The organism is Yersinia kristensenii, assembly GCF_900460525.1.
GTDB lineage: Bacteria > Pseudomonadota > Gammaproteobacteria > Enterobacterales > Enterobacteriaceae > Yersinia > Yersinia kristensenii.
On the sequence record NZ_UHIY01000001.1, the window covers coordinates 4592987 to 4618465 of the forward strand.

The window sequence follows — 25479 nt, forward strand, 5'->3', positions numbered from 1 at the left end:
TTGGCTCACCAGCCCATTTCCATGAAAAATAGCGCCGCGACGGCATCAAGCAAAATCACCACAAAGATGGAATGCACCACACTGGTGGTGGTGTGCACCCCGACAGACTCAGCACTGCCGGTGACTTTGAACCCCTCCAGACAACCAATAATAGCAATCAGGAAGGCGAAAATAGGCGCTTTGCTTATCCCCACCAGAAAATGCTGCAATCCGTTACTGTTTTGCATAATCGAGAGAAACATGGTGGGAGAGATATCGAGTGTTAAAGCACACACCACCATGCCGCCGAAAATACCACACACCATGCCAATAAAGGTCAACATCGGTAATGAAACCAACAGCGCCAACACCCGTGGCAGCACCAATAGCTCCACCGGATTTAACCCCAATGTTTGGATGGCGTCGATTTCTTCATTGGCTTTCATCAGCCCGATTTCAGCGGTAAAGGCGCTGGCGGTGCGTCCTGCCATCAAAATGGCGGTGAGCAACACGGCAAACTCGCGCAGAAATGAAAACACCACTAAATCAACGGTGAAAATACCTGCACCAAAAGTGGTTAATACTGTCGCCCCGAGGAAAGCAATGACCGCTCCGACCAGAAAAGTCAGCAGCATAATGATAGGAACCGCATTCAGGCCAATTTGTTGAATATTGGCAATCAACGATGTCATACGCCAGCGCGAAGGCCGGAAAATCGTGCTAAATAAGGCCTCAAGTGTCAGGCCGACAAAACCCAGTAACGACTTGATATCTTGCCATAAATTATCCACCGACCGGCCGGTATTTGCCAATAACTCAAGCCAAAATGGCGGTAACTTTTCTGACGATGCAGCGGTTAAATCTGGCAACACCCGGCTCACTGTTTCCAGCAAAATGCGGCGTTCTTCCGGCAATTTAGGGGCGAGATCACGAAGGTTATTAATGCGCGACTCACCTAGCAGCAGGGCTAATAAGGTGGCACCGGCGGTATCCAAAGCGCCCAATTGGTTGAGATCAAAAACGACTGACGGGGGCGGATTGGTACGAAATTGCGCCACGACCGGTTCTAAATCGCGGTAATGTGCCAGCACCCAATCCCCTTTGACGAAGACCCGGACAGGTTGAGCAGAGCTGTCGATATCGAGTTGTGCTGTAAACGGCCGCGCGGTCATAGAGAAAGCCTTACTCTTTAGTGGAATACGGTTTTGATACTATTTAACTATAAAGCTATCAAAACTCACATCGCTACCTTAAATAGGTATATCACACACTTTACTCAGTGTAATAACTAAAGAGTAAGGACTGTTTACTTAACAGTCCTTAATTTCTGGCGGCTAATAGGTGGCATTGTCATGCGGCGCTTTTTCCCACTGCGACACACGCTGCCCCGGCATCGCAAACCACACAACGGCCGCAAGTAGAATCAGCAAAGCACTGGCGGTGCCCAAGACCAAACTGTGCGAAGCGGAGAAAGCGAGTTTGGCACTGTTGAGCAGAGCTTCATATCCACCAAGGTTATTGACCACCTGAATGGTTTCGCTAATGGAGGCACTGGCCTGCTCGACTAAACTCACCGGCAAGTCTTCTGGCAGCACAATTGAGGCGGTATAGGCTCGCGATAGCATCAAGCCAAAAATAGCCACCCCCAGCCCTGCGCCCAACTCATAAGCCATGCCCTCAACCGCCCCCGCCGCGCCGGCTTTTTCAGGGGGCGCGGCACTCATGATTGCCGCAGTAGAAGCCAATAGAGAAGCTTCAATACTAAAGCCGAGCAATATCATCCACCCCCATGCCAGATAAACCTGCGTGGCAAAATCTGTCCAGGCCAATCCCAGAAAACTCAATGAGCTCAATGCAATACCGGCACTGGCGACGGTGCGCAACCCCAGTTTGGCCACTAACCACCCCGATAGCGGCCCGCTCACTCCGCTGGCTATCATCAGTGGCAGCAAAAATATCCCGGCCTCAAGCGGAGTTTTCCCTAACACAAACTGCAATTCTTGCGTCAGAAGTAATTCAAACCCCACCAGGGTTATCATCGCTGTCATCGCCATGACCATACCCACGGCGATAACTCGCTGACTTATCAACCGAAAATCGATCATTGGAGCGGATGCGGATAATTGATGGCGCACAAAAGCAAATAACATCACGCCGCCTGCGAATGCTGTCAGTGCCGTCATCAACGGATCGCCGTTACCGCGCAACCCAGTCTTAGCGGCATAAACCAACATCAGGATCGCGCTCACCAATACCAATGCTGGCGCTAATTTCCACGTCTGTTCAGTGCGCATTGGCTGCTGCGGAATAACCACCAATGTAGCAATAACTACCGCAATAATAATGGGGATATTAATCAGGAAAACCGAGCCCCAATAGAAGTATTCCATTAACAGCCCACCGACCAGCGGCCCCATCGCCGCGCCCATGGTGCCGATAGCAACCCAAATCCCTAACGCTAAAGCCCTTTCGCGTTCATCGGTAAAGATATGGCGCACCGCAGACAATGTCGCGGGCAGAATCATCGCCGCGCCAATCGCCAAAAAGGCGCGCGCAGCAATCAACGCCGCCACCGAGGGCGCCAAAGCAGCGCCCAGAGAGGCCAAACCAAACAGTACCGACCCCAGTAAAGCCAGGCGTTTAAAACCGATGCGATCACCCAGCGCTCCCATCGGGAGCAATAAACAGGCCATCACCAGTGAGTAAATATCGATAATCCACAGTAACTCACTACCGGTGGCCGCCAAGGCGATCCCCAGCCGCGGTGCAGCCACATGAAGCACTGTTGCATCAATAGAAACAGGGAGATACATCAGAATAATAACGTAGAAAATTATCCACTTCTTAGACATAAAAAAGACTCAAATAAAGTTGAACACGCGTTCAATATCGCAATAATAGCGGAAAGTTGAACTAACGTCCAATTCATCACATAATGATGAAAACACTAATGAGTCGGATAAAGGAATCGCTTTGGCCTATTTGAATCGTGAAGAGCGCCATGACACCATTTTGCACGCGGCGATGCGTGTTGCCATAACCGAGGGGATGGCCGCCACGACCGTGCGCCGAGTCGCCAGTGAAGCGGGCGTGGCTGTCGGGCAAGTGCATCACCACTTTTCGTCAGTTTCACAGCTGCGGGCAGATGCATTTCTATTATTAGTGAAACAGTCTTTAGCCGCTTTCGTGATAAACAGCCAAAACTTACCGGCCTACGAGCGGGTGCTCTTGGTCTTAGGCTATCCGCAAGATGAAGCGGGCAAACGCGAAACCCGGTTATGGAATGAAATCTCGATACTCGCCGAGCGCGATGACCTGATTAAAGCGGCCTATGCCGCCTCAATGTCGGATTGGCATCAGGCCACTGTCGACGTGATTAATACCGGAATAGCCAATAATGAATTCCGCTCCGATATCAATGCCAGTGATATTGCATGGCGCTTGATTGGGCTGGTCTGTGGTCTGGATGGCTTGACGCAATTTACCGAGCTAGGGTTTTCCGACGCCGAGATACTGCGCCATCTGGCGGCCATGATGCAGACCGAGTTACTTAAAACCTCTTAACTTAACACCAGCCTCAGCCGGTATCTCACCACGGATTTTGCCGGAGATGCGGGCTATAATGGCTATTATATCCACCCATTCCCAAAGTCATTGGCGTTGCAGCACGATGGTGAAAACTTCTGCAACATCAAGGAAGAAAGGGATTTTTGAGAGCCAACTATGACTCAACAATCTACTGTCGCCGATGTTATCTATTACAACGGCACGATTTACACCGCTGATGCCAATAACCAGGTTTGCAGCGCCATTGCACTGGGCCAGGGTTATATTCTGGCAACTGGCGGTGATGAACTCATCCCCCAGTTTTCCTCCCCGAAAACCCAACTTATTGATCTGGCGGGCAAGTTTATGATGCCCGGCCTTATCGACAGTCATATGCACCCGTTTTGGGGTGGAAAACAGCTGATCGGTTGTAATCTTAATTATGCCGCGCTGAGTGTTGAGCAGACGTTGGATATCATCCAGCAGCATCTCGATAGTGACCCATTTAAGGGCGAAAATGACTGGCTGACGGTCCGCGCCTGGCAACGCCAGGCTATGACGCCCGTCGGGGCCGATATGAGCCGAGCCGCTCTCGATTCACTCAATACTCGTCGCCCGGTGGCTTTATTCTCAAATGACTGCCACACGCTGGCGGCCAATAGCCGCGCGCTTGAGCTGCTGGGAATTGACGAAAATACCCCCATCCCGCCGGACGGTAAAATAGCCCGCGATGCGAGCGGGAAACTCACCGGGATTTTAGAAGATGCGCCCGCCATGCGCGCCTTTGATAGCATTCCGTCCGCCACGCCAGAAAAGAATGTGCACATTGCCGCCCATGTGCAGCAAGTTTTGAATGCTCAGGGTGTCACAACAGTGATGGATACCCGCGTATTTGCCGAGCAATTAGTGGCTTTCCATCAGTTATATCAGCGCAATGAGCTAACTTTGCGGGTTCTGGGGGCCAAAGAAGTGACACCAGATAGCCTGCAAGGGCCGGAAGATGCTGCGCGGGTGGTACAGGAAGTAGTGGAGTTTGGTCGTCAGTGGGGAAGTGATAAGTGGACACCAGCTCCGGGATTTGCCGTCGATCACTTGAAACTGTTTATCGACGGAGTATTACAGCCACCCACCATGACCGCCGCCCTGTTGGAGCCTTATCGCGCCAACCACGGCACGGCAGAAAACCCAGACTGGCAGCCAACCGAGCACTATGGCGACCTCTATTTTACCGCGCCAGTGGTCAATGCGGTGATTCTGGAATGTGCCCGCGCGGGTCTTCATCCGCACACTCACACGGTAGGTGATGGCGCAATCGAAATGGTGCTGGACGCGGTAGAACAGATGCGCGCAGCCTTGCCGGGCAAAGATATCCGGCCGGGGTTAGCGCACAATGAGCTGGTGGCTCCCCATCAATATGACCGGTTTGCCCAATTGGGGGCCACTGCGGTGCTCTCTTTCCAATGGGCCGGTTTGCCGGGGGTGCTGATTGATGAAGAGCGCGAGATGCTGGGCGAAGCCCGTTTCCAGCATATGGAGCCCGCGGCGCGTTTCCTCGATGCGGGGGGGCGAATTGCTTATGGTAGTGACTGGCCGATTGATCGCTTAGATGAATGGTACAACCTGCAAATAGGGATGACCCGCCGTGCATGGCATCTTGACGGCAATCCCGCGGGCCCTCGGCTGGATAATGACCGTGACTTGACCCTGATTGAGACATTACGCTCCGCAACCATTGATGCAGCTTATATGATTGCTAAAGAGCAGTATATTGGCTCACTGGAAGCGGGCAAATTCGCCGACATTATCATTCTGAAAAATAACCTGTTTGAGCAGTCGCCAGAGACTATTTATCAAACTCAGGTAGAATCCACCTTGATCGGCGGTAAAGTAGTTTATCAGGCTACATAAATCGGCATTTACCTTCACCCGAGTCACTGGCACAAGCCTTTGATTCGGGTGATAAATACCTAAGATCCAGAGATAACCTCCATGGATAGGATGAGTCATAATCGTGACAAATAACAGGGCAATATCAACAAGAAAAGGTATTGGCTTTCAAACCTGTCACCCTTGTGTCAAAATCCGCTCCTTTACCTTTCTATACCCTAAATAATTCGAGTTGCAGGAAGGCGGTAACTGAGTAAGTCCCCAAGAGCTTATTGATTTTAAGGTCAATAGCAGTAAGTGACTGGGGGGGCGCGAAGGCGGCCAACGCACATGCAGCTTGAAGTATGACGGGTGTACCCTGCATAAAAATGCAGCTTAGCGGTGCTTGTACACACCAGGAGATGATACGGTAATGCCACAAAACATTCAGTTGCGCAGAGTGCTTAAAACCCCCGCGCTGGTCGCTTTCGGGCTCGCCTACATGGTGCCTTTGGGCGTATTTACCACCTACGGACAGGTGACTGTATTAAGTCAGGGGCATTTACCTATTGCCTACCTGGTGACTGTCGTCACCATTCTGTTTACCGCCCTCAGTTATTGCCGGATGACTAACGCCATGCCGTTATCAGGTTCGGCCTATTCTTACGTTCAGCGTAGTTTCGGTGGAAAAACCGGTTTTCTGGTGGGTTGGGCGCAAATTTTGGATTATCTGTTCCTGCCTATCCTTAACTATTTGGTTTTAGGTATTTTCTTGCACGAGGCATTCCCGGCGATCCCGGCTCCGGTATTTATACTTGGGTCTATCGTCAGTGTCAGCCTGCTGAATATTCTGGGTGTGCGGCTGCTTACCTCAGTGAATTTCTCACTGATCGCCGCACAGATGGTGTTTATCGTCCTGTTTATTGCGCTTTCTTTCAGTCAGGCGGATTTAAGCCCGGCGGCGTTAATGAAGCCACTGCTGGTCAATGCTGGCGATATGTCGGGGTTATTATCCGGCGCTGCGGTGCTTTGTCTGGCATTCCTCGGCTTTGATGCCATTGCCACCATGGCAGAAGAAGCCCACGATGCTAAGCGCACCCTACCACGCGCCATTCTGTTTACGGTGATAAGCGCTGGCGCTATCTTTATTGCGGTGTCTTATGCTGCTCATTTGGCTTACCCAGACTGGAAATCATTAATTCCTTATCAGGATACCGCCAGCCTGATTATCTCCGAGCATGTCGGCGGTAAGTGGATGTATAACTTCTTTATGGCCACTTACCTGACTGGCGTTTATGCCTCGGCGATGACGGCACAGACTAGCGTGTCGCGCATTTTCTATGCCATGGGCCGTGAAGGTGTACTGCCGCGCAAAGTGTTTTTCCATCTGCATCGCAAATTCCATACACCTTGGCGGGCCATTTTGTTCGTGGCAACCATCTCATTGCTGGCGCTATTCCTTGACCTGAACTTAGTGGTGTCGATGATAAGTTTTGGTGCGCTGGGCGCGTTCACTTTTGTTAATCTGAGTGTCGTAAAACATTTTATTTTCAATGAGAAACGTCGTGGTGCTTCAGCCATGTTCAAGTATGGGCTATTACCGATGATGGGGTTTGTGATGTCGGTATGGCTGTGGGTTCACCTTGAACAGCGTGCGCTGGAGGTGGGACTGCTGTGGTTACTGGCGGGCTTTATTTACCTGCTTTGGCTCACTCGCGGTTGGCGTCAGTCCCCGCCATCGGTTCATCCGGATGATATTTCCCATCTGATAGATTAGTGAAAAGGGCCACTTAATGTGGCCCTGGTTTGAGATAAATGACAAAACAATTGATAGCTCAGTGAGTGAATGGTTTACCGCACCTAGGGGCACTCCGGCGGCCTAAGCTGCTACGACCCCAACGGCACGATTCCCCTTCATTTGACGTTGTTCGCCGTCTGGTTTGTTATATCCGCTCAGTTCAGATTAACCTTTCCGCGCCCGGCTCACCGCTTCACCTAACTGCCACACCGCCATCGCATAATGAGTACTATGGTTGTAGCGTGTAATGGTATAAAAGTTGGGCAAACCATACCAATATTGATAACCGGTGCCAACATCCAGACGCAGCAAGCTGGCTTCCTGATAATCCCCCAGCGAACCGCTTGGGCTTAGCCCTGCGGCAGATAAAGCTGAGAGCGGATATTGGGTCTTAAAGCCATTATCGAGATTCGGCGCTTGCCCGTTTGCCGGTACTGCGACCACCGCTCCTTTCGTCCAGCCGTGTGCTTTAAAGTAATTTGCCACACTGCCGATAGCATCCACCGGATCCCACAAATTGATATGGCCATTACCATTGAAATCAACGGCATAATCTTTAAATGACGATGGCATAAATTGGCCATAGCCCATGGCTCCGGCATAAGACCCCCGTAAACTGAGCGGGTCATTGCCCTCGGCTCGCGCCATCAGTAAGAAGGTTTCCAACTCTCCGGAGAAATACTCGGCACGACGTGGATATGCAAAGGAGAGTGTTGCCAGCGCATCAATGATACGGGTCTTGCCCATCACCCTGCCCCAGCGAGTTTCAACACCGATAATGCCGACAATAATTTCTGGCGGAACGCCGTAGACCTCATAAGCGCGTTGCAGGGCATCTTCATATTGATTCCAGAAATTCACACCATTCTGCACATTATCCGGAGTAATAAATTGGTTACGGTAGCGGTTCCAGGCACCATTTGGCCCAGAAGGTCGGCCAGAGCTCGGCGCTTGCTTATCCATCAAGCGGATAACAAAATCCAGTTTTTTAGTTTGTGCTAACACATCATGCAGTTGCTGACGTTCAAAACCATGCTCACGCACCATTTTGTCAACAAAACGGGCGGTATCCGCATTATAAGCAAAATCACCATCTGGCACGTGGCCCACATGTTGCGGTTCAAGTAAAAAACCGCTTCGTGTCAGGCTATCTGACGGCGTCGCAGCAACAGGAGGCGTCGGCTTGCTGCTACAGGCGGAAAGCAAAATGAGTGGAAGAAGAATGACAGCTAAGTGACGCATCGTATATCCATAAACCATGCCAAAAAGTAATAGCTATGTTAAGTCATTGTCTGTAACGAACAAACAGGAATATGCGGGATACTCCGCAGTAATTGATCAAAGGTTCGCACACGCGACACCGCGCTTGAATAGAAAAAAACACACTAACCCCCTTGAACTATAAGGAATTATAACGTCATCCATGAAATATTTAGTAGCAAATAACACGAATGATTTTCACTATCATTTGTGTTGATTTTCTATACAATCGAGCTGTTTCGTGATCGCCAGACTCTTTCGTTTTCTTCTTTGACCTGTTTAAGGATATCTTTATGAAGTTACGTTTATCCTCTCTTGGCCCTGCCGCGCTTTTGGCTTCCTCACTGATGCTGGCGTTTTCCGCCAATGCAGCATCCAATGACGAAGGTATTGTGGTGTATAACGCCCAACACGAAAATCTGGTGAAATCCTGGGTTGATGGCTTTACCAAAGATACCGGTATTAAGGTAACCCTGCGAAATGGCGGGGACAGCGAGCTAGGTAATCAGTTAGTACAAGAAGGTGGTGCGTCGCCCGCAGACGTTTTCCTGACGGAAAACTCCCCTGCCATGGTGCTGGTCGATAATGCAAAATTGTTCGCGCCATTAGATGCGGCGACACAGGCTCAGGTGGCAAAGGAATATCGCCCTGAACATGGTCGTTGGACTGGTATTGCTGCCCGCAGCACTGTTTTTGTCTATAATCCGGAAAAAATCAGTGAATCCGAATTACCTAAGTCTATTATGGATTTGGCAAAACCTGAGTGGAAAGGCCGCTGGGCAGCATCACCTTCCGGGGCTGATTTCCAGGCAATTGTTAGCGCTATGCTGGAACTAAAAGGCGAAAAAGCCACATTGGAATGGTTAAAAGCCATGAAAGCCAATGCCACCGCCTACAAAGGCAATAGCACAGTGATGAAAGCAGTGAATGCCGGCCAGATTGATGGTGGGGTTATCTATCATTATTATCGTTTTGTTGATCAAGCTAAAACCGGTGAGAACAGTGGCAAGACTCAATTGCACTACTTCAAACATCAAGATCCGGGTGCATTTGTGAGTATCTCAGGCGGCGGTGTGTTGGCGTCTAGCAAGCATCCCAAAGAAGCTCAGGAATTCATGAAATGGATAACCAGTAAATCCGGTCAGGATATCTTGCGTACTAATAATGCTTTTGAATATGCCGTGGGGGTCGATGCCGCGTCTAACCCTAAATTAGTTCCGCTGAAAGATCTGGATGCGCCAAAAGTAGAACCCTCTAAACTGAACAGCAAGAAAGTGGTTGAATTGATGACAGAAGCTGGCTTGTTGTAATAAAGTCAACCTGCTGAAAATATGTACTTTTAGCCTGTCGTGTTCCTGACTCGACAGGCATTAACACGCCGAGTGCCTTGACGATTATGGCCAATATAAACCCCGATGTTATCCCAATGCCAGTGAGTCAATCAGCTCAAGTGCACTATAGCCACCGCCCCGGCAGTGGGATTGTGGCTATCGCCGTGATGCTTTCATTGCTATCCCTGTTGCCGTTGGGGTTTGTTGTTGGCATTGCCATTGATACTGGCTGGTCAACAGTAAAAGCGCTGGTTTTTCGCCCTCGCGTCGGGGAGTTGCTGCTTAACACCGCATTATTGGTGGCGATCACCTTACCGCTCTGCGCCATTATTGGTGTGGCGTTGGCGTGGCTCACTGAACGTACCGCTCTGCCCGGCAGGCGAATTTGGTCACTACTGGCTATTGCCCCACTGGCTGTTCCTGCTTTTGTGCAAAGTTATGCCTGGATCAGTCTGGTACCCTCAATGCATGGGCTTAGCGCGGGTGTATTTATCTCTGTTATTGCGTATTTCCCTTTTATTTATTTACCCGCCTCAGCGGTATTGCGTCGCCTTGATCCCGGTATTGAAGATGCCGCTGCCTCATTGGGTAGCACACCTACAGCAGTATTTTTCCGGGTGGTACTGCCCCAATTAAAATTAGCCGTCTGGGGGGGGGCGATACTGATTGCACTGCATTTATTAGCAGAATATGGGCTATACGCCATGATCCGTTTCGATACCTTTACTACTGCTATTTTTGATCAATTCCAATCCACGTTTAATGGCCCAGCAGCTAATATGTTAGCGGGCGTTCTGGCGTTATGCTGCCTGGGATTATTATTAATTGAAGCCACCAGCCGCGGATATAACCGCTACGCGCGCGTTGGTTCGGGTAGCGCGCGCAGACAAACCGCTTACTCAATGGGAACCGCCACCACCTTACTGTGCTTGCTATTACCACTGGCGATGACAATTCTCTCGCTCGGCGTCCCCTTTATCACTCTCACCCGCTGGCTCTATATTGGCGGCATTGATGTATGGTTGAATGCTGAACTACTGCCAGCATTGAAGCAAACCTTGGCATTGGCACTGAGCGGTGCCGTGATTATCACCCTATGCGCCATACCGATGGCCTGGTTATCCGTGCGCTATCCAGGCCGTTTACATCGGGTCATGGAGGGCTGTAATTATGTTACCAGTTCGCTGCCTGGCATTGTGGTCGCACTGGCACTGGTGACCATCACCATCCGCATTGCACGGCCACTGTATCAAACCGAATTCACTCTTTTACTGGCCTATTTATTGATGTTTACGCCACGCGCCTTAATCAGTTTACGGGCCGGTATTGCGACTGCGCCAGTTGAACTGGAAAACGTGGCGCGCAGTTTGGGGAAAACACCCACTCAAGCTATCTGGAGCACCACAATGCGCTTGGCAGCCCCCGGCGCTGCGGCTGGCGCGGCCTTAGTCTTTTTAGCTATCTCCAATGAACTGACCGCCACCTTGTTATTAGCCCCTAATGGCACCCGCACGCTGGCGACGGGGTTCTGGGCATTAACCAGTGAAATAGATTACGTTGCTGCATCACCTTACGCCCTGCTCATGGTGGCGCTCTCCCTGCCGCTCACCTGGCTTCTTTATTCTCAATCTCAACGTACGGCAGGATTATGAGCACGCTTGAACTTCAACAAATCGGTAAATCTTACCAATCGGTCAATGTATTAGACGGCATTGATTTACAGGTTACACCGGGTAGCCGCACTGCAATTGTCGGGCCCTCTGGCTCGGGTAAAACGACCTTACTGCGTATTATTGCTGGTTTCGAAACGCCGGATAGCGGCAAAGTAATTTTGCAGGGAAATCCCGTTTTTGACCGCTCAACTCACGTACCTGCTCATAAACGAGGGATTGGGTTTGTCCCACAAGATGGTGCATTGTTTCCCCATTTTACCGTAGCGGGTAATATCGCTTATGGCCTAAAAGGCAGTAAACAGGATAAAGCCCGGCGGGTTGATGAGTTAATGGAAATGGTGGCGCTGGATCGACGATTAGCGCAGCTTTGGCCCCATGAAATATCCGGTGGTCAGCAACAACGCGTCGCACTTGCCAGAGCATTAGCGCAAAGTCCGGTATTGATGTTATTGGACGAACCTTTCTCAGCACTGGATACCGCCTTGCGTGCCTCAACCCGCAAAGCAGTGGCTGAACTGCTGTCACAAGCCAATATTGCCTCCATTTTAGTTACCCACGACCAAAGCGAAGCGCTTTCTTTTGCCGATCAGGTAGCGGTGATGCGCGCGGGCAAACTGGCGCATGTTGGCCCACCGCAAGAGCTTTATCTCAGGCCGATTGATGAGCCGACCGCCACATTCCTGGGTGAAACGCTCATTCTTTCTGCTTATATTGAGGCCGGATGGGCCGATTGCGCACTAGGCCGGGTCAAAGTTGACGATGCAACGCGTCGTGGGCAAGCACGCATTATGCTACGTCCCGAGCAAGTGACCATCACACCGCTACCCGCAGCTCACCATTATCCAACTCACTGCCTGGCTAAAATTATCAGTATTGATTTTGCCGGTTTTATTTCGACACTCACTTTATCTATTGTTCAATTTGAGAAAATTGTAGAAATTAAAACCATCAGTCGCGAAGGGCTCCATGTTGGCTTAATGGTAGATTTAACAATAGTGGGTCAGGCCCATATTTTTGCTGAGTGACTGACGACGCATTTCTATTAACTGAACACAATTAATGCTCTGTTCGCCCCCACAGATTGCATTATGCTACTGAAATCACGACTATCGGAGCCGCACAGAATGGATGAAATGCACGTCATCATATTGACCATCGGCCTGTTTATACTCACATTTATCAATCCCGGCGCTAATTTGCTGATTGTGGTGCAAACCAGTCTCAGCTCTGGTAAGAATGCGGGTTTACTCACTGGGCTGGGTGTGGCCTTGGGGGATGCAATTTACTCGGGATTGGGGTTATTTGGCATGGCTGCGCTGATTGCTGAGGGCGGCGCATTATTCTCGGCAATTAAAATCGGCGGTGGTTTGTATCTGGTTTGGTATGCCTACAATATGCTGCGCCACCGTCAAGAACTGCATATGGGCATAGGTGCTGTCGCCACTGCGTCAGTGACACCTTGGTATGTGTTCTTCCGCCGTGGTCTATTGACGGATTTATCTAACCCGCAAACTGTGCTGTTTTTTATCAGTATTTTCTCGGTAACTCTCACCCCGACCACACCAGCATGGGCAAAAATGATCGCCTGGCTCGGCATTATTCTGGCCTCTGTCCTCTGGCGGTCATTGCTTAGTATGGCATTTTCACGCCCTGCAGCCCGTCGCGTATACAGTAAAATTCAGCACCTATTAAGTGGTATTATCGGGGTCGCCGTAGGGGCATTGGGACTGCGTTTGATTTATGAAGGTATCACCCGCCGCTGATAACCAAGTCGCTATTTCATTGCTATTACAACGGCCTCGCTTGAGGTCTTTTTTGTTCCAACCGCAACTGTCGATACTCCAGCACTGTCAGCACGATAACCACCACATCCAGCACCGTTATCAGGATCAAAAGCACCGAATGAGTAAAGGTATAACGATAGAGTTGATAGACAATAAACAAGCTAAAAATCACTATTGCCGCAGGGTAATAACCTAATTTTTTGCGCCATAATCCAATAATGACCCACAACTTAACAATGCCATGTATGAGTAAATAAAAAGCAGCAAAGTGCAGACTGCTGATGGAAAGGCTTTGTGCCGCATGCAACAAATAATTGGCAACTACATCGCCACGACCTTCGATAAACTCAACTTGTGTGAGGCGATGCAATATATTCAGTAAAAATTGGGGGGTAATAAAAAAGGTTAAAATACCCGCCACAATCTCCATGATAGCTAATATCGCTTTCAGCAGTAGGCTGACTTCAAAAACAGCATGGATATTTTTCTCTCCGAACAGGTTATTACGCTCAAATCGATTTTTCATATTCAACATTGCACTCATTCCCCGCGTGGTAACACTATGAAGAGTATCGATATAGGATAGCAGTTTACGCAGGACAGAGCTAAAAATCGTGATGCCGATTTCCTCTTCCGCCAGAAAACAAATAAGCTCATATCGTTAGCCATTATTATCATGATTCCCCTCATTGAAATTCATTTCACATAGGAAAAAATCATTAATAACCTGCAGCTATTTATTGAGAATTTTCTCAATATAATTAAGTAAAATTAAATAAACACGAAAACAGTAATATATTGCTTTCATTTGAGATTGATTCTTTATTACATAATCACATTAAACATATTAATTTTATGTATATAAAATAGTTAACATTTCGCATTAAATCATTAATAACCCTCGGCATGCTCACATAATTAAGGTCTCTATTTTCGTTATCCCGTCTTAATTGATTTATATCATATGAAAGTAACAAAATATTTCCTAAGGTGGGACATTCACACTCTATTTTATGCTTTATTTTCGTCAAAATAATGTCCTTCGCAAAGGAAATGTCGATGAATAACAATAAAAGACCTATCACTGGCTCACTGAGCCGCCGTGAATTTATTCAAACATCTGCCACAGTCACCGGGGCTGCGGCAATTGCCAGTTCAATCACCCTACCTTTTTCTGTGCAAGCCGCGCCAGAACAGGCGGCACCAGTCAACAAAGAAACCATTAAATACAGTGCTTGTCTGGTTAACTGTGGTAGCCGCTGCCCACTAAAAGTACACGTCAAAAATGGCGAAATTATTAAAATTGCTAATGAAGCTATTTACGATGACTCCACTTTTGGCGAGCATCAAATTCGACCCTGTTTACGTGGGCGTTCGGTCAGATGGAAAACATATAATCCTGACCGAGTCAAATATCCTATGTTGCGAGTGGGCAAACGCGGCGAAGGTAAATTCAAACGAATCAGTTGGGATGAGGCCACCACTATTGTGGCTGACAATCTAAAGAAAACCATTGCACAACACGGCAATGAAGCTATTTATTATCAATATGGCTCTGGCTCTACCGGGGCTAATTTACAAGGCCGTAATGCCTGTAAAAGAATGCTCAGTTTACTCGGCGGTTTTCTGGATCAGCACGGCACTTACTCCACGGCACAAATTAATACAGTAATGCCTTATATTTATGGTAATGCTGATGAAACCCTACTTGATGAAATTAAAAACTCAGATTTAGTGGTTATGTTCGGCCATAATTTAGCAGAAACACGCATGTCCGGCGGTGGACAATATATTGAAACAGTTCATGCGCTGGGGAAGAGTAAAGCTAAAGTCATCATTATTGACCCACGGATGACCGACAGTGTCACCACCCTCAATGCTGAGTGGATACCGATATTCCCCGGCACCGATGCCGCACTGGTCGCCGCATTGGGTTATGTATTAATTAAAGAGAATCTGACTGATGAAGATTTCCTGAAAGAATATTGCGTGGGATGGGATGCCAGTACATTACCCGCTTCAGCTCCGGCCAATAGTTCATATAAGGATTATATTTTAGGCTTGGGTATCGATGGGGTAGAAAAAACACCGCAATGGGCCAGTGAAATAACCGGTATTGCGCCAACCCGCATTATCCAGCTCGCACGCGAATTAGGAAATGCCCGCGCCGCCTGGATTTCCCAAGGTTGGGGCATTCAGCGCAGTGCCAATGGTGAACAAGCTGCACGCTCTATTATGATGTTACCGTTAATGACCGGGAATATCGGCAGGGCCGGAACCAATACCGGAGCCTGGGGCGGGAATGTCAAATATCCGGTGCCAGGATTCAGTATTCCCAATCCAGTAAAAACGGCTATTCCTTGCTTTATGTGGACAGACGCTATTTTCCGTGGCACAGAGATGACCGCTAAAAATGCCCATGTGAAGAATAAAGATAAACTCGATACCAATATTAAGTTTATGTGGAATTACGCCAGTAACGTGATTGGAAATCAGCATTCTGACCTGAATAAAACCCACCGTATCTTGCAAGACGAATCACTGTGCGAATTTATTTTAGTGTGGGAAAACCACATGACCCGCTCGGCTAAATACGCTGATTTATTATTACCCGATGTCACCTCGGTGGAATCAAATGATTTGATTGATAACTCCTATGCCAGCGGGGCTTATCACTATGTGACGCGGCTGCAAAACGCTATCGAACCGATGTGGGAATGTCGCCCGTCTTATGATGTTTTGGCCGAAATTGCCACGAAATGTGGCATTGGGGAGGCCTTTACCGAAGGGCATTCCCAGCAAGAATGGATTGAAATCAGTTATAACAAAATGCGTGAAAAGAACCCGGCGCTGCCGCCTTTTGAGCAAACCAACGACAAAGGAATTATTGACCGAATTTATGCCGACAGCAGTCAATATATCGCCTTAAAAGACTTCCGCGATGATCCGCAAAATAACCCATTGAAAACGCCATCCGGCAAAATTGAGATCTACTCTGAAGCGCTGGCCACACTGGAAAAAGAGTGGCAATTGACACCTGGAGATCGCATTACTGCCGTCGCCGAATATTGCCCAACATTTGAAGGTGTCAGTGATGTAGAAACGCTGAAAACCTACCCGCTACAAATGACGGGTTTCCATGTTAAAGGCCATTGCCACTCATCTTATTATAATGTCGCCATGTTGCGCGAAGCTGTGCCACACCAGTTTTGGATGAACCCTATTGATGCACTGGCCCGTGGCCTCCAATCCGGCGATATGGTCGAAATATTCAATGACCGGGGGCGGATACGCATCGCGGTCAAAATTACCGAGCGCGTTTTACCCGGAGTCATTACCGTGCCACAAGGAGCATGGCGCAATATCAACAAGGAGGGCATTGATGTGGGCGGTTGTATCAATACCTTGACGACCCAGCGTCCTTCGCCATTAGCGAAAGGTAACCCGCAACACACTAACCTCGTTGAAGTTAAACGCGCATAAGGAGTTGAGAAATGAAGCAATATGGTTTTTTTGTCGACTCCACCAAATGTACCGGGTGCAAAACCTGCCAAATCAGCTGCAAGGATGAGAAGAACTTGGATCTCGGGCCGAAACTCCGCCGGGTTTACGAATACGGCGGAGGAAGTTGGACGCAACAAGACAATATCTGGGTACAGAATGTCTTCAATTATTACCTGTCCATTTCCTGTAATCACTGTTCGTCACCGACTTGCGTCACCGGCTGCCCGACCGGTGCAATGCATAAACGTGAAGAAGACGGCTTAGTGGTAGTGAATCAGGACTTATGTGTGGGTTGCCGTTACTGTGAGATGCGCTGCCCCTATGGTGCACCGCAATTTGATGCCAAAAAGAAACTGATGACCAAATGTGATGGTTGCTATCAACGCGTTGCCGAAGGACATAAGCCGGTTTGTGTCGAATCTTGCCCGCAGCGAGCATTAGATTTCGATGAAATCACGGTATTACGTGATAAATACGGCGAAGAAAACGCGGTAGCGCCCCTGCCCCATGCCCATCTAACACAGCCTAATCTGGTTATCAGAAGCCATCGTGATGCCAAACCATCCGGTGATACATCAGGCCGCATCCAAAATCCGGCGGAGGTCTAAAATGCACGAATTACCTTTGGTATTCTTCACCGTACTGGGACAAACCGCCGTCGGGTTGTTTGCTTTAGTGTTCTTGAGTCACCAACTCGGCCTGACCACCGCACAGCAGCTCAAACAGGCGAATATTGTCGGCCTGATTCTGATGCTTGTGGGTTTAATCATTGGCGCGCTGCATGTTGGACAACCCCTACGCGCGATGAACATGTTACTCGGCGTCGGCCGCTCCCCCATGAGCAATGAAATACTGCTCAGCAGTCTGTTTGTGGCGATGGCTTGTGGCACGGTTTTTTTCTCCGCCATGGTGAAGAATTCCATGCTGGCCATGCTGTGTAATGTGGCAACAGTCATTTTTGGCTTAGCCTTTGCGTGGTCAATAACTCAAGTTTATCAATTGGCCACAGTACCTAACTGGGATACCTCATATACCTCATTACAGCTGTGGATGACAGTATTGGTCGGCGGCGGTGCTTTTGCCATCCTCACTGGCGCACGTCAGTTGGGCGCTACGGCCTTGTTAGTCGGCGCTATCGTGACGTTGGTGAATAAACCCGGCTACTTAAGTTTTCTGGGGCAAAGTTCGGTGGAACTCAGCAGCCAACAGGCTGTGTTTTGGGGAGTACAAGTCCTGTTGCTCACTTTGGGCATTTTTGTGGCCGCAGCCGCATTACTGAAAGACCGAATCCCCCGCACGACACTGGCGGTGAGTGCTTCAGCGCTGGTCATCGGCGAATTGGCTGGGCGCATTGCTTTCTATAATCTCTGGCAAGTCCCGATGTAATTTAACTCACTGATTTTTTTTTAATAACCGAGTAGCCGCCTTCCCCTGCGGCTACTCAAGACGAAAATGACCAGGCCAGGAGAGAGAAGATTTTGACGTTATTAAACACCACCTTGCCACGCATTCTCGGCGCATGTTTTTACTACTCCCCGCAGTCCGATACAGTGCGGCGTCTCTGGCCATTGCTGCCACAAATAAAAGATCTTTTCCCATGGCCCCATCCGGCCAATATTGTCCGCTGCTGCCAACAACTCCCTGATATTTCACCAGAACAATTGGCATATGACTTCTCGGTGCTATTTGAGGGGCAAGGCGAAATGCCCGCGCCACCCTGGGGATCAGTTTATCTGGATAAAGAAAATATTCTGATGGGTGCCAGCACCCTGCAATATCGTGAATTTCTGTCGACATTAGGGCTGGCAAGTCAGAGTGCTATTCATGAACCGGAAGACCAGTTTGGTTTAATGCTTTTGGCTTGGGTGCATCTCATTGAACAGCCACCTTCAGCCCAACAACAGCCCACTGACGCGGCAATAGTGCTGCTCACCGAGCACCTGCTACCCTGGGCCTACCGCTATCTTGAGTTGATCAAAAATGCGCGGGTCGAGTATCAGGTTTATCCGCTACTGGCTGAGATTACCGAGTGTTACCTGAAAACCCTGCAACTGAAATTGGGCTTATTCCCTCATCCCCATGAACTGTATCGGTGATAAAAAATCGATGAACAGAGATGAACGCTACTATAAAGCCTATATGGAAAGCAGGGTTATCAGCCGTCGGGGACTTTTTCGTGGCTTATTAAAAGGGGCTGTGGGCGAGTCGTCCCCTACCAATCACCCTCATCCGGTGATAAAAAACCCCTGCCAGAATACTTATATCTATTGTGATAGTTGCGCCGATTATTGTGAGAAACACGCGCTAATCTGGCAACCCAATCAACCTCCAACTTTAGTTGATGATTTGTGCGATGGCTGCGGTGAATGTGTGGTTAACTGCCCGGCAATGGCACTGGAGATGGCGCATCCCGCCCCTCAGTGAGATTAAAATTGTGCGGCCAGTTATCCAGCCGCACACCTATTGAAGCTATAAAAGGCCGATACTTTTCATATAATTAAGATAACGGGATAACAATGCTGCATCGGTGGGGGGATATTCTGGCCCCCCTGCCGCCGCCAATACCGCCTGAGTCTGACGGGCATCATATCGAGGTATATTGCTGAAGACTTCCCATACTGTAAGCTCCTCATACACCACTTCGGACAGCATAGGTAACAGTGGCATTAATGGGTTGGTATCCAAGTCAGGATCGTCATATAGCCTTTGTAACCACTGTTTATAAGATAATGGCGTCATGGTGTAACCACATTGTTCAAACAGTCCAAAAAATGCATTCAAGCTGATCGAATGCTCATCACTGGGAGGAATAAGATGATATATCTGGCCCAATCGACTGTTATCACTGGCAATACTCATTAAGGCGGCACTCGCGTAATCGACGGGAATCAGCTCTTTGCGATCACCGGGCAACAGGGGGTAAGCGCCAGTGTTGATGCACCCTTTGATCATCCGCCACATAAAATCTTCCGGATTACCCGCCCCAGTCACACTGTCTGTCATCATGAAACCGGGCCGGTAGACCGACAACGGAATACCCCGCATTTTGGCCTGCCACATGAGCCTTTCCGTCACCCATTTGCTCTGTATATACCCTAAGGTATATTTCATCCCCTCCCAATGGGGCATCAAATCGTCATCTTCATAAAAACGGGAGACCGGGAATAACAGGCCGGCTGGGCCAGTCGTCGCGATAGTGGAAACGTAATGCAGCGGCTTGGCTTTGCTATCTACGGCTAAGCGCAAGATATTGATAGCCCCTGAAACATTCACCGGACGATGTGTCTGATAAGGCTCAATAAAACTGATATGGGCGGCAATATGGAAGATAACATCACAATCCTTTGCCAGCCGTTGATAATTCAGCTTATCCAATCCTAATTGAGGTTGCGCTAAATCCCCCGCCAAGGCTGTGATACGTGAATAAAACGCCGGTTGCCACAGCCCATACTTCGTCATATTTTCTTTGATTCGCTGCATCGCCTCGTCATTATTCTGGCCCCGCACCAAGCAGATCACTTGGCGAACCTCAGCATGGAGTAATAAATCACGTAAGCAAAATGCCCCCATAAAGCCCGTCGCACCCGTCAAAAATACTCGCCCGGTGGTAGCAGTTAGCCATGGTTCGGGGGGGCGGGATAAGGGCTGAATATCCTCAGGAAGCTGGCTGTCGCTGAGTAACATGGCGCATATGTCATTTTCTATCACTTCGGTCGGTTGCTGGAGCAATCGGAGCAAATTATGGGGGGTTTGGGCATCATATAAATCCTGTATTGATAAACGCCGCCCAAACTGGCGCTTAATTTCCAGGACCAACCGAGCGGCCTGTAGTGATGTTCCTCCCAGAAGAAAGAATTCATCCTCCACAGTCGCCTGTGGCACATCGAGCACCTGCTGCCAAATCAGTAACAGTTCAGCCGCTTCTTTGGTCAGTGTTGAAGTATCAGTGGCAACTCGCGGTTTATCTATTTGGGTCAATAGCATAGATCGATCAGCTTTGCCGTTTTCATTAAGAGGAATAGCGTCCATGACCTGTAAGCGCGGCAACATATAAGGCGGAAGAGACTGTTTTAATCCGCTAAGTAATTCACTACTATCAAAATTTTCTGGCTGTTTAGGCACAATAAAAGCCGTCAAATAAGCTTCGCCCGCTTCTTTTTTAATGATGCAAACAACAGCAGCCAGCAGCAGATCGCTGTTAAGCAGTTGTGTTTCCACCTCCTCAACTTCAATCCGGTATCCCTGCAATTTAATCTGATTATCAGCACGCCCGGCATACATGATAGCGCCATCGGGCCGCTGCCAACCCAAATCGCCACTTCGATACCAGTGTCTGGGTTCCTCTTCGCCAGCCATTTTGATTAACAGAAATTTTTCCTGTGTCAATTCGGGGCGATTAACATACCCCCTGGCCAGCCCCTCCCCACCAATATAAATTTCGCCCTGAGTGCCTACGGGTACTGGCTGAAAATCACCATCCAGAATAAATACCTGTGTTTTATCAAGTGGTTTGCCAATGGGGATGCTCATCGCGTTCAGGTCGTCTGCTACGATAGCGTGGCAAAGTGTGATGGTGGTGCCTTCTGTCGGGCCATAACAATTAAGTATTATTTTCGGCCATGCATCAGGTGATAGTGATTTCAGCGCCTGCAAGTTAAATGCTTCACCCCCGACCAACAAATAATTAAGTGAACGAAAGACCGTTGGGCACTGCGGAGCCATAAAGTTAAATAATGATGTGGTCATAAATAGATAACTAACAGCATAATGTTGCAGAGTATGTTCAAGCTGTTTAGGGTCGAGCAGTGTCTCTTTGGCAATAATCACTAATGCGGCACCATTGAGCAGCGCCCCCCACACTTCCAGAAACGAACCATCAAACGCCGGGTTAGCGTGGCAGGCCACCCGATCGGTGGGGCTTATCCGCAGATAATGAGAATTGACCAACATACGCACCATGCCACGGGCTTCAATTTCAACCCCTTTTGGCTGCCCGGTGGTGCCTGAGGTAAATAAAATATGGCTACGATGCCGCAAACCCGCCCTCGCTCCCGGCAAGTCAACGTCAGAGTGTTCAGTGGATGGAGAAGATCCAAACCGGATAAAACGCGTCGATAACGCGCGTTCCGCCTTACAGCCATCGGTGATGGTCAGCTTCGCCCGTACCTCTTGCAACATAAAGTTGAGTCGCTCATCGGGAAGTGACGGATGAAGCGGAACACAAGTCCCTCCGGCCAGTAAAACCGCCAACTGGCAGATAATATGTTCGGCACCTGGCCCTAATAAAATAGCCACCGGTTCTTCTGGCTGCACCCCCAACTGACATAAATTCGTGGCCAATGACTGCGCCTGTTGCGCCAATTGTGTATAACTCAGCGTATATTCTGGGGTAATAATGGCCGGTCGGTCTGGATACTGTTTAACCTGCTGTAAAAAAAGAGCGGCCAATCCCAACGCGGCGGGCTCAGTCTGCATATTTGGCTGTTTCATATTCAAAATCCTTTAGACATTTTGGGGGGGATGAGCTCGGATTTTCCCGCAATAGTTTCAAGCTATACCTGATAAACGTTGCTGTCGGTGCAAAGCAAGGAGCTGAGAGCGGTCAGCTTTACCATTAGGATTTAAGGGAATGGCATCGGCAATATGTAGGCGGGGCAACATATAAGGCGGTAGGCGCTGTTTAAGCTCATTCAATAATTGTCTACTGGTGAAACTTGCGCGATCTTTGGGCACCACAAATGCCAGTAAATACCCTTCGTCACCCTCTTTTTTAACAGCACAAACAATCGCTTCCAGTAACCAACCGGTATTCAATAATTGTATTTCGACTTCTTCCGCCTCGATTCGGTATCCCTGCAATTTAATCTGATTGTCGATGCGCCCGGTATACATAAAAACGCCATCCGCGCGTTTCCAGCCTAAGTCACCCGTTTTATATAAACGCTTTGGGCCAGATTCACCGGCAATTTCAGTGACAATAAATTTCTCAGCCGTTAAATCAGGGCGATTAAGATATCCGCGAGCAACACCGTCACCGCCAACATAAAGTTCCCCTATTTCTCCAACAGCAGCCAATTGCAACTTTTCATCCAGAACAAAAACGTCTGTTTTATCAATGGGCTGACCTAACGGAATACTTTCAGCCGTCAAGTCATCGACACCAATCGGGTAATATAGGGTGTAAGTGGTATTTTCCGTCGGGCCATAGACGTTATAGATATTTTTAGCCCACTCCTCTACGGGCAAGGAGCGTAATGCTTCAAGATTAAAAGCTTCTCCGCCAATCATCAGATAACTGAGTGTGCGAAAAGCGCTTGGGCAGAGAGTGGTAATGAAATTAAATAACGAGGGGGTCACCAAAATAGAACTGACAGCATATTTTTGAAAAGTTAATTTTAATTGTTCCGGATTAAGTAACACATCGCGACTAATAATCACGATGGCCGCACCATTCAGTAATGCCCCCAAACTTCAAGTAAAATAGCGTCAAAGTCTGGTGCAGAAATACTCCCAAGCCGATCATCAGTCGCAATAGGAAGATAAGTGGCGTTGACGACCAGACGAATAATACCGCGTAGCTCAACCTCAACCGCTTTGGGTCTTCCCGTGGTGCCCGAGGTAAATAAAATATATCCACGGTGGCTCAGTGCTACTTTTTGCCCAGGGAAATCAGGATTATTCTGCTCACTGCGAGGATAGGATCCAAACAGAATAAACTGGGTTAATAATGGCCGCCCATCAGATAGCCGGTCCGTAATAGTGAAACTCGCCTGTACCTCCTGCAACATAAAATTCAAACGCTCATCAGGTGAGGTGACACTGAGGGGAACACAGCTGCCACCGGCCAGCAAAATAGCCACCTGACAAACCACTTGCTCAATACCGGATTTCAGTAAAGTCGCTACCGGGGTTTCATTTTTCACCCCCAGTTCAAGCAAGTAGGCCGCCAATGATTGCGCCTGGCGGGCGAGTTCAGCATAGCTAATGGTGCGCTCGGCAGTGATAACTGCGGGGTTATGCGGATATTGCTCAACTTGTTGTAAAAATAGATTTAATAATTCCGGGGTTCCAGACTCTTTAATAGTTTGAAATTCTGGATATATAAATGATTGACTCATTTCCATCAACTCCTAAGCCTATTTTTTGCACGCAGCCGCCCTATGCCGCATATTTTTTATTATGACGACACAATGACCGACTCTTGATGGCAGCCGCGATGATTTAAGGGGGATTTCTGTTATTTGTTAATTAGCATATCAATATTGACAGCTATTCTTCGGTCTTCTCTGGTCACCTGCCATTGGTCAATATCCAATAGCCACCATTCAGATATTGTGAGCTCATAAAATCGTCGAAGACCATTACCGGTAAATTCACTTAGCGGTGGCATCCACTCAGCCCGAATAGCTTCATCAGGAAAGTTATAGTGCGAGAAATAATCATAGAATTCCGCGCTTTCATCAGTAGGAATTTCACGAGAAATCCCAATAAATTGAGCGCCGTCCAATCCTGGCGGGGGAGCATCCTGTAAGTCGGTACGAAATACTGAACCACTGACCTGGGAATACTGGCGGATATTTTCAGAATGTCGTGACTGGCGCATTGAACACCAAATCACCCGTAATGGGGTAAAAGCCGGGACGTAATTCACCGTCGAGGCCCAAACCCTAGCGTCCAAAGAACGGCTGGCAAGAGTGAAAAAACGCGCACTGTGCAGTAAATAAAGGCTGCGTTCTACAGGTGACATATTAGCCTCGCCCTTGATTATCAGCTACTACACCACCTTTGATTCCATCAATAATTGCCGCATGAGGAACATGCAGATAATCACTGAGAGAAACGCCACTACTCGGTTCATTGATGGGGGCTGAAGCTGCCGCCAGGAAAGAGAATGGAAACCTGCACGTTCTAATGTCGCCATTAACGTTTCTGCTGACCAATAATGGGCGTCAATATTCACATTATAAGGGGGCTGGCAAATATGCAGATTAACAATACTGCCGTCTGTTCGCGGTTCTTTTTCTAACAGACGTAATCCATATGGGCGGTAATATTCGGGGTCAGAATGAAAGTCGGGATGAATTGGCAGGGTAATTAAGCGCCCGCCGGACTTTAAAAGCCGGGCCATAGTCTGACTCATACTCAACAATTTTTCTTTATCGGGGGCATAAGGCATCACATAGACTGCTAATACCAGATCAAATTCTGCGGTAAGACTGTCATCAAGAGCGGAGAGATAAGATATTCCCTGTGGTTGCTGTTTTTCCTTAAATTTGGCGTAATCGAGCATCCCTTCAGAAATATCATAACCGACAACACTCTCAGCCCCTTTGCTATGTAGCCAGCGGGATAGAAATCCGGGGCCGCAACCAAAATCTAATACTTTTAACCCCGACAAATCCCCTAACAATCCCCCAAGTGTTGGGATTTCAAGATATTGCCGATAAGGTGCCATAAACATTTTTTCATAGAGATCGGCATATTCATCAAAAGTTTTTTCATCAAAATTTGCCGCTATTTTTTGCTGTTTGTTGATGAATTTGGGGCTGTCATTTGGCTCAATGCTCATACTTCCTCACTACATGCGGATAAGTAAAAGTAACCGTCAATCCTCCAATAGCCGAACTATCAAGATGGCGACGTGTTCTATTCCCCAATGAAATGATATGACTTCCCAATCAATAGTTACTGTCATCCCTAGTTAAAAACATTAGTTTTGTTTAATATTCTTTGCAAGG

At 48.5% G+C, this 25479-nt stretch carries 20 protein-coding genes and 1 pseudogene; 12 read left to right on the forward strand and 9 right to left on the reverse strand.

Annotation, left to right across the window (positions count from 1 at the left end; translation table 11 throughout):
- Positions 1–5: 5 nt before the first annotated feature.
- Together DX162_RS21435 and DX162_RS21440 are read right to left on the reverse strand one after the other, a co-directional pair.
- Positions 6–1151 (reverse strand): MlaE family ABC transporter permease, encoded by a 1146-nt coding sequence (locus tag DX162_RS21435; RefSeq protein WP_004391928.1) that lies wholly within the window; start codon positions 1149–1151, stop codon positions 6–8.
- A gap of 162 nt (positions 1152–1313) precedes the next feature.
- The gene (locus DX162_RS21440) at positions 1314–2831 is read right to left on the reverse strand and encodes an MFS transporter (protein WP_032820514.1); all 1518 of its coding nucleotides are present in this window, start codon (positions 2829–2831) and stop codon (positions 1314–1316) included.
- Positions 2832–2952: 121 nt separating this feature from the next.
- Here DX162_RS21440 and DX162_RS21445 point away from each other — a divergent pair, with 121 nt between their 5' ends.
- The 3 genes from DX162_RS21445 to DX162_RS21455 all read left to right on the forward strand — a co-directional run bounded on the left by DX162_RS21445 (position 2953) and on the right by DX162_RS21455 (position 7168).
- A complete protein-coding gene (locus DX162_RS21445) occupies positions 2953–3543 on the forward strand; it encodes a TetR family transcriptional regulator (protein ID WP_004391926.1) in 591 nt (196 codons plus the stop codon).
- A gap of 159 nt (positions 3544–3702) precedes the next feature.
- Positions 3703–5433, forward strand: a complete 1731-nt coding sequence (locus DX162_RS21450) for an amidohydrolase (RefSeq protein ID WP_004391925.1) — start codon at positions 3703–3705, stop codon at positions 5431–5433.
- 391 nt (positions 5434–5824) lie between these two features.
- Complete coding sequence (locus DX162_RS21455; protein WP_004391924.1) at positions 5825–7168, forward strand: APC family permease; 1344 nt, start codon at positions 5825–5827, stop codon at positions 7166–7168.
- A 186-nt stretch (positions 7169–7354) separates the two neighbouring features.
- Here the strand turns inward: DX162_RS21455 and mltB are convergent, their stop codons facing one another.
- Complete coding sequence (gene mltB, locus DX162_RS21460) at positions 7355–8431, reverse strand: lytic murein transglycosylase B (RefSeq protein ID WP_032820511.1); 1077 nt, start codon at positions 8429–8431, stop codon at positions 7355–7357.
- 311 nt (positions 8432–8742) lie between these two features.
- Here mltB and DX162_RS21465 point away from each other — a divergent pair, with 311 nt between their 5' ends.
- The 4 genes from DX162_RS21465 to DX162_RS21480 all read left to right on the forward strand — a co-directional run bounded on the left by DX162_RS21465 (position 8743) and on the right by DX162_RS21480 (position 13216).
- Entirely contained in the window at positions 8743–9759 is a 1017-nt protein-coding gene (locus DX162_RS21465; RefSeq protein WP_004391922.1) for an iron ABC transporter substrate-binding protein, read from the forward strand.
- Between the two features lie 86 nt (positions 9760–9845).
- Positions 9846–11432: an ABC transporter permease gene (locus DX162_RS21470; protein WP_074014135.1), complete on the forward strand. Its 1587-nt coding sequence runs from the start codon at positions 9846–9848 to the stop codon at positions 11430–11432.
- Complete coding sequence (locus DX162_RS21475; protein WP_032820509.1) at positions 11429–12478, forward strand: ABC transporter ATP-binding protein; 1050 nt, start codon at positions 11429–11431, stop codon at positions 12476–12478. The genes DX162_RS21470 and DX162_RS21475 overlap by 4 nt, the downstream gene beginning before the upstream one ends.
- 99 nt (positions 12479–12577) lie before the next feature.
- Positions 12578–13216, forward strand: coding sequence for a LysE family transporter (locus tag DX162_RS21480; RefSeq protein ID WP_004391918.1), 639 nt, complete (start codon positions 12578–12580; stop codon positions 13214–13216).
- 25 nt (positions 13217–13241) lie between these two features.
- Here DX162_RS21480 and DX162_RS21485 read toward each other — a convergent pair whose 3' ends face one another.
- Positions 13242–13772, reverse strand: coding sequence for a DUF2127 domain-containing protein (locus tag DX162_RS21485; protein ID WP_004391917.1), 531 nt, complete (start codon positions 13770–13772; stop codon positions 13242–13244).
- 524 nt (positions 13773–14296) lie between these two features.
- Between DX162_RS21485 and DX162_RS21490 the strand changes: the two genes are divergently transcribed.
- The 5 genes from DX162_RS21490 to DX162_RS21510 all read left to right on the forward strand — a co-directional run bounded on the left by DX162_RS21490 (position 14297) and on the right by DX162_RS21510 (position 19165).
- Positions 14297–16720 (forward strand): DmsA/YnfE/YnfF family dimethyl sulfoxide reductase, encoded by a 2424-nt coding sequence (locus DX162_RS21490; protein ID WP_004391916.1) that lies wholly within the window; start codon positions 14297–14299, stop codon positions 16718–16720.
- 11 nt (positions 16721–16731) lie between these two features.
- Entirely contained in the window at positions 16732–17349 is a 618-nt protein-coding gene (locus DX162_RS21495; protein ID WP_032820507.1) for a DMSO/selenate family reductase complex B subunit, read from the forward strand.
- Position 17350: 1 nt separating this feature from the next.
- Positions 17351–18127: a dimethyl sulfoxide reductase anchor subunit family protein gene (locus DX162_RS21500; protein ID WP_004391914.1), complete on the forward strand. Its 777-nt coding sequence runs from the start codon at positions 17351–17353 to the stop codon at positions 18125–18127.
- Between the two features lie 92 nt (positions 18128–18219).
- On the forward strand, positions 18220–18837 hold the full coding sequence (locus DX162_RS21505) for a TorD/DmsD family molecular chaperone (protein ID WP_032820504.1): 618 nt from the start codon (positions 18220–18222) through the stop codon (positions 18835–18837).
- A complete protein-coding gene (locus tag DX162_RS21510) occupies positions 18830–19165 on the forward strand; it encodes a 4Fe-4S binding protein (RefSeq protein WP_086017142.1) in 336 nt (111 codons plus the stop codon). The genes DX162_RS21505 and DX162_RS21510 overlap by 8 nt, the downstream gene beginning before the upstream one ends.
- 45 nt (positions 19166–19210) lie before the next feature.
- Here the strand turns inward: DX162_RS21510 and DX162_RS21515 are convergent, their stop codons facing one another.
- The 5 genes and pseudogenes from DX162_RS21515 to DX162_RS21535 all read right to left on the reverse strand — a co-directional run bounded on the left by DX162_RS21515 (position 19211) and on the right by DX162_RS21535 (position 25310).
- Complete coding sequence (locus tag DX162_RS21515) at positions 19211–22231, reverse strand: non-ribosomal peptide synthetase (RefSeq protein ID WP_004391911.1); 3021 nt, start codon at positions 22229–22231, stop codon at positions 19211–19213.
- Positions 22232–22288: 57 nt separating this feature from the next.
- Positions 22289–22633 (reverse strand): AMP-binding enzyme, encoded by a 345-nt coding sequence (locus DX162_RS22985; protein WP_248637857.1) that lies wholly within the window; start codon positions 22631–22633, stop codon positions 22289–22291.
- Between the two features lie 177 nt (positions 22634–22810).
- Positions 22811–23865 (reverse strand): annotated as a pseudogene (locus DX162_RS22990) (AMP-binding protein); the annotation flags it as partial.
- Positions 23866–23978: 113 nt separating this feature from the next.
- Positions 23979–24488, reverse strand: coding sequence for a pyridoxamine 5'-phosphate oxidase family protein (locus DX162_RS21530; RefSeq protein WP_004391906.1), 510 nt, complete (start codon positions 24486–24488; stop codon positions 23979–23981).
- 27 nt (positions 24489–24515) lie between these two features.
- Positions 24516–25310, reverse strand: coding sequence for a class I SAM-dependent methyltransferase (locus DX162_RS21535; RefSeq protein ID WP_004391905.1), 795 nt, complete (start codon positions 25308–25310; stop codon positions 24516–24518).
- Positions 25311–25479: the final 169 nt, after the last annotated feature.

Excerpts from the sequence above, each read along its gene's own strand:
- DX162_RS21435 (WP_004391928.1), bottom strand. The coding sequence starts at position 1,151 with ATGACCGCGCGGCCGTTTACAGCACAACTCGATATCGACAGCTCTGCT.
- DX162_RS21440 (WP_032820514.1), bottom strand. The coding sequence starts at position 2,831 with ATGTCTAAGAAGTGGATAATTTTCTACGTTATTATTCTGATGTATCTC.
- DX162_RS21450 (WP_004391925.1), top strand. The coding sequence starts at position 3,703 with ATGACTCAACAATCTACTGTCGCCGATGTTATCTATTACAACGGCACG.
- DX162_RS21455 (WP_004391924.1), top strand. The coding sequence starts at position 5,825 with ATGCCACAAAACATTCAGTTGCGCAGAGTGCTTAAAACCCCCGCGCTG.
- mltB (WP_032820511.1), bottom strand. The coding sequence starts at position 8,431 with ATGCGTCACTTAGCTGTCATTCTTCTTCCACTCATTTTGCTTTCCGCC.
- DX162_RS21465 (WP_004391922.1), top strand. The coding sequence starts at position 8,743 with ATGAAGTTACGTTTATCCTCTCTTGGCCCTGCCGCGCTTTTGGCTTCC.
- DX162_RS21470 (WP_074014135.1), top strand. The coding sequence starts at position 9,846 with ATGGCCAATATAAACCCCGATGTTATCCCAATGCCAGTGAGTCAATCA.
- DX162_RS21475 (WP_032820509.1), top strand. The coding sequence starts at position 11,429 with ATGAGCACGCTTGAACTTCAACAAATCGGTAAATCTTACCAATCGGTC.
- DX162_RS21480 (WP_004391918.1), top strand. The coding sequence starts at position 12,578 with ATGGATGAAATGCACGTCATCATATTGACCATCGGCCTGTTTATACTC.
- DX162_RS21485 (WP_004391917.1), bottom strand. The coding sequence starts at position 13,772 with ATGTTGAATATGAAAAATCGATTTGAGCGTAATAACCTGTTCGGAGAG.
- DX162_RS21490 (WP_004391916.1), top strand. The coding sequence starts at position 14,297 with ATGAATAACAATAAAAGACCTATCACTGGCTCACTGAGCCGCCGTGAA.
- DX162_RS21495 (WP_032820507.1), top strand. The coding sequence starts at position 16,732 with ATGAAGCAATATGGTTTTTTTGTCGACTCCACCAAATGTACCGGGTGC.
- DX162_RS21500 (WP_004391914.1), top strand. The coding sequence starts at position 17,351 with ATGCACGAATTACCTTTGGTATTCTTCACCGTACTGGGACAAACCGCC.
- DX162_RS21515 (WP_004391911.1), bottom strand. The coding sequence starts at position 22,231 with ATGAAACAGCCAAATATGCAGACTGAGCCCGCCGCGTTGGGATTGGCC.
- DX162_RS22985 (WP_248637857.1), bottom strand. The coding sequence starts at position 22,633 with ATGTATACCGGGCGCATCGACAATCAGATTAAATTGCAGGGATACCGA.
- DX162_RS21530 (WP_004391906.1), bottom strand. The coding sequence starts at position 24,488 with ATGTCACCTGTAGAACGCAGCCTTTATTTACTGCACAGTGCGCGTTTT.
- DX162_RS21535 (WP_004391905.1), bottom strand. The coding sequence starts at position 25,310 with ATGAGCATTGAGCCAAATGACAGCCCCAAATTCATCAACAAACAGCAA.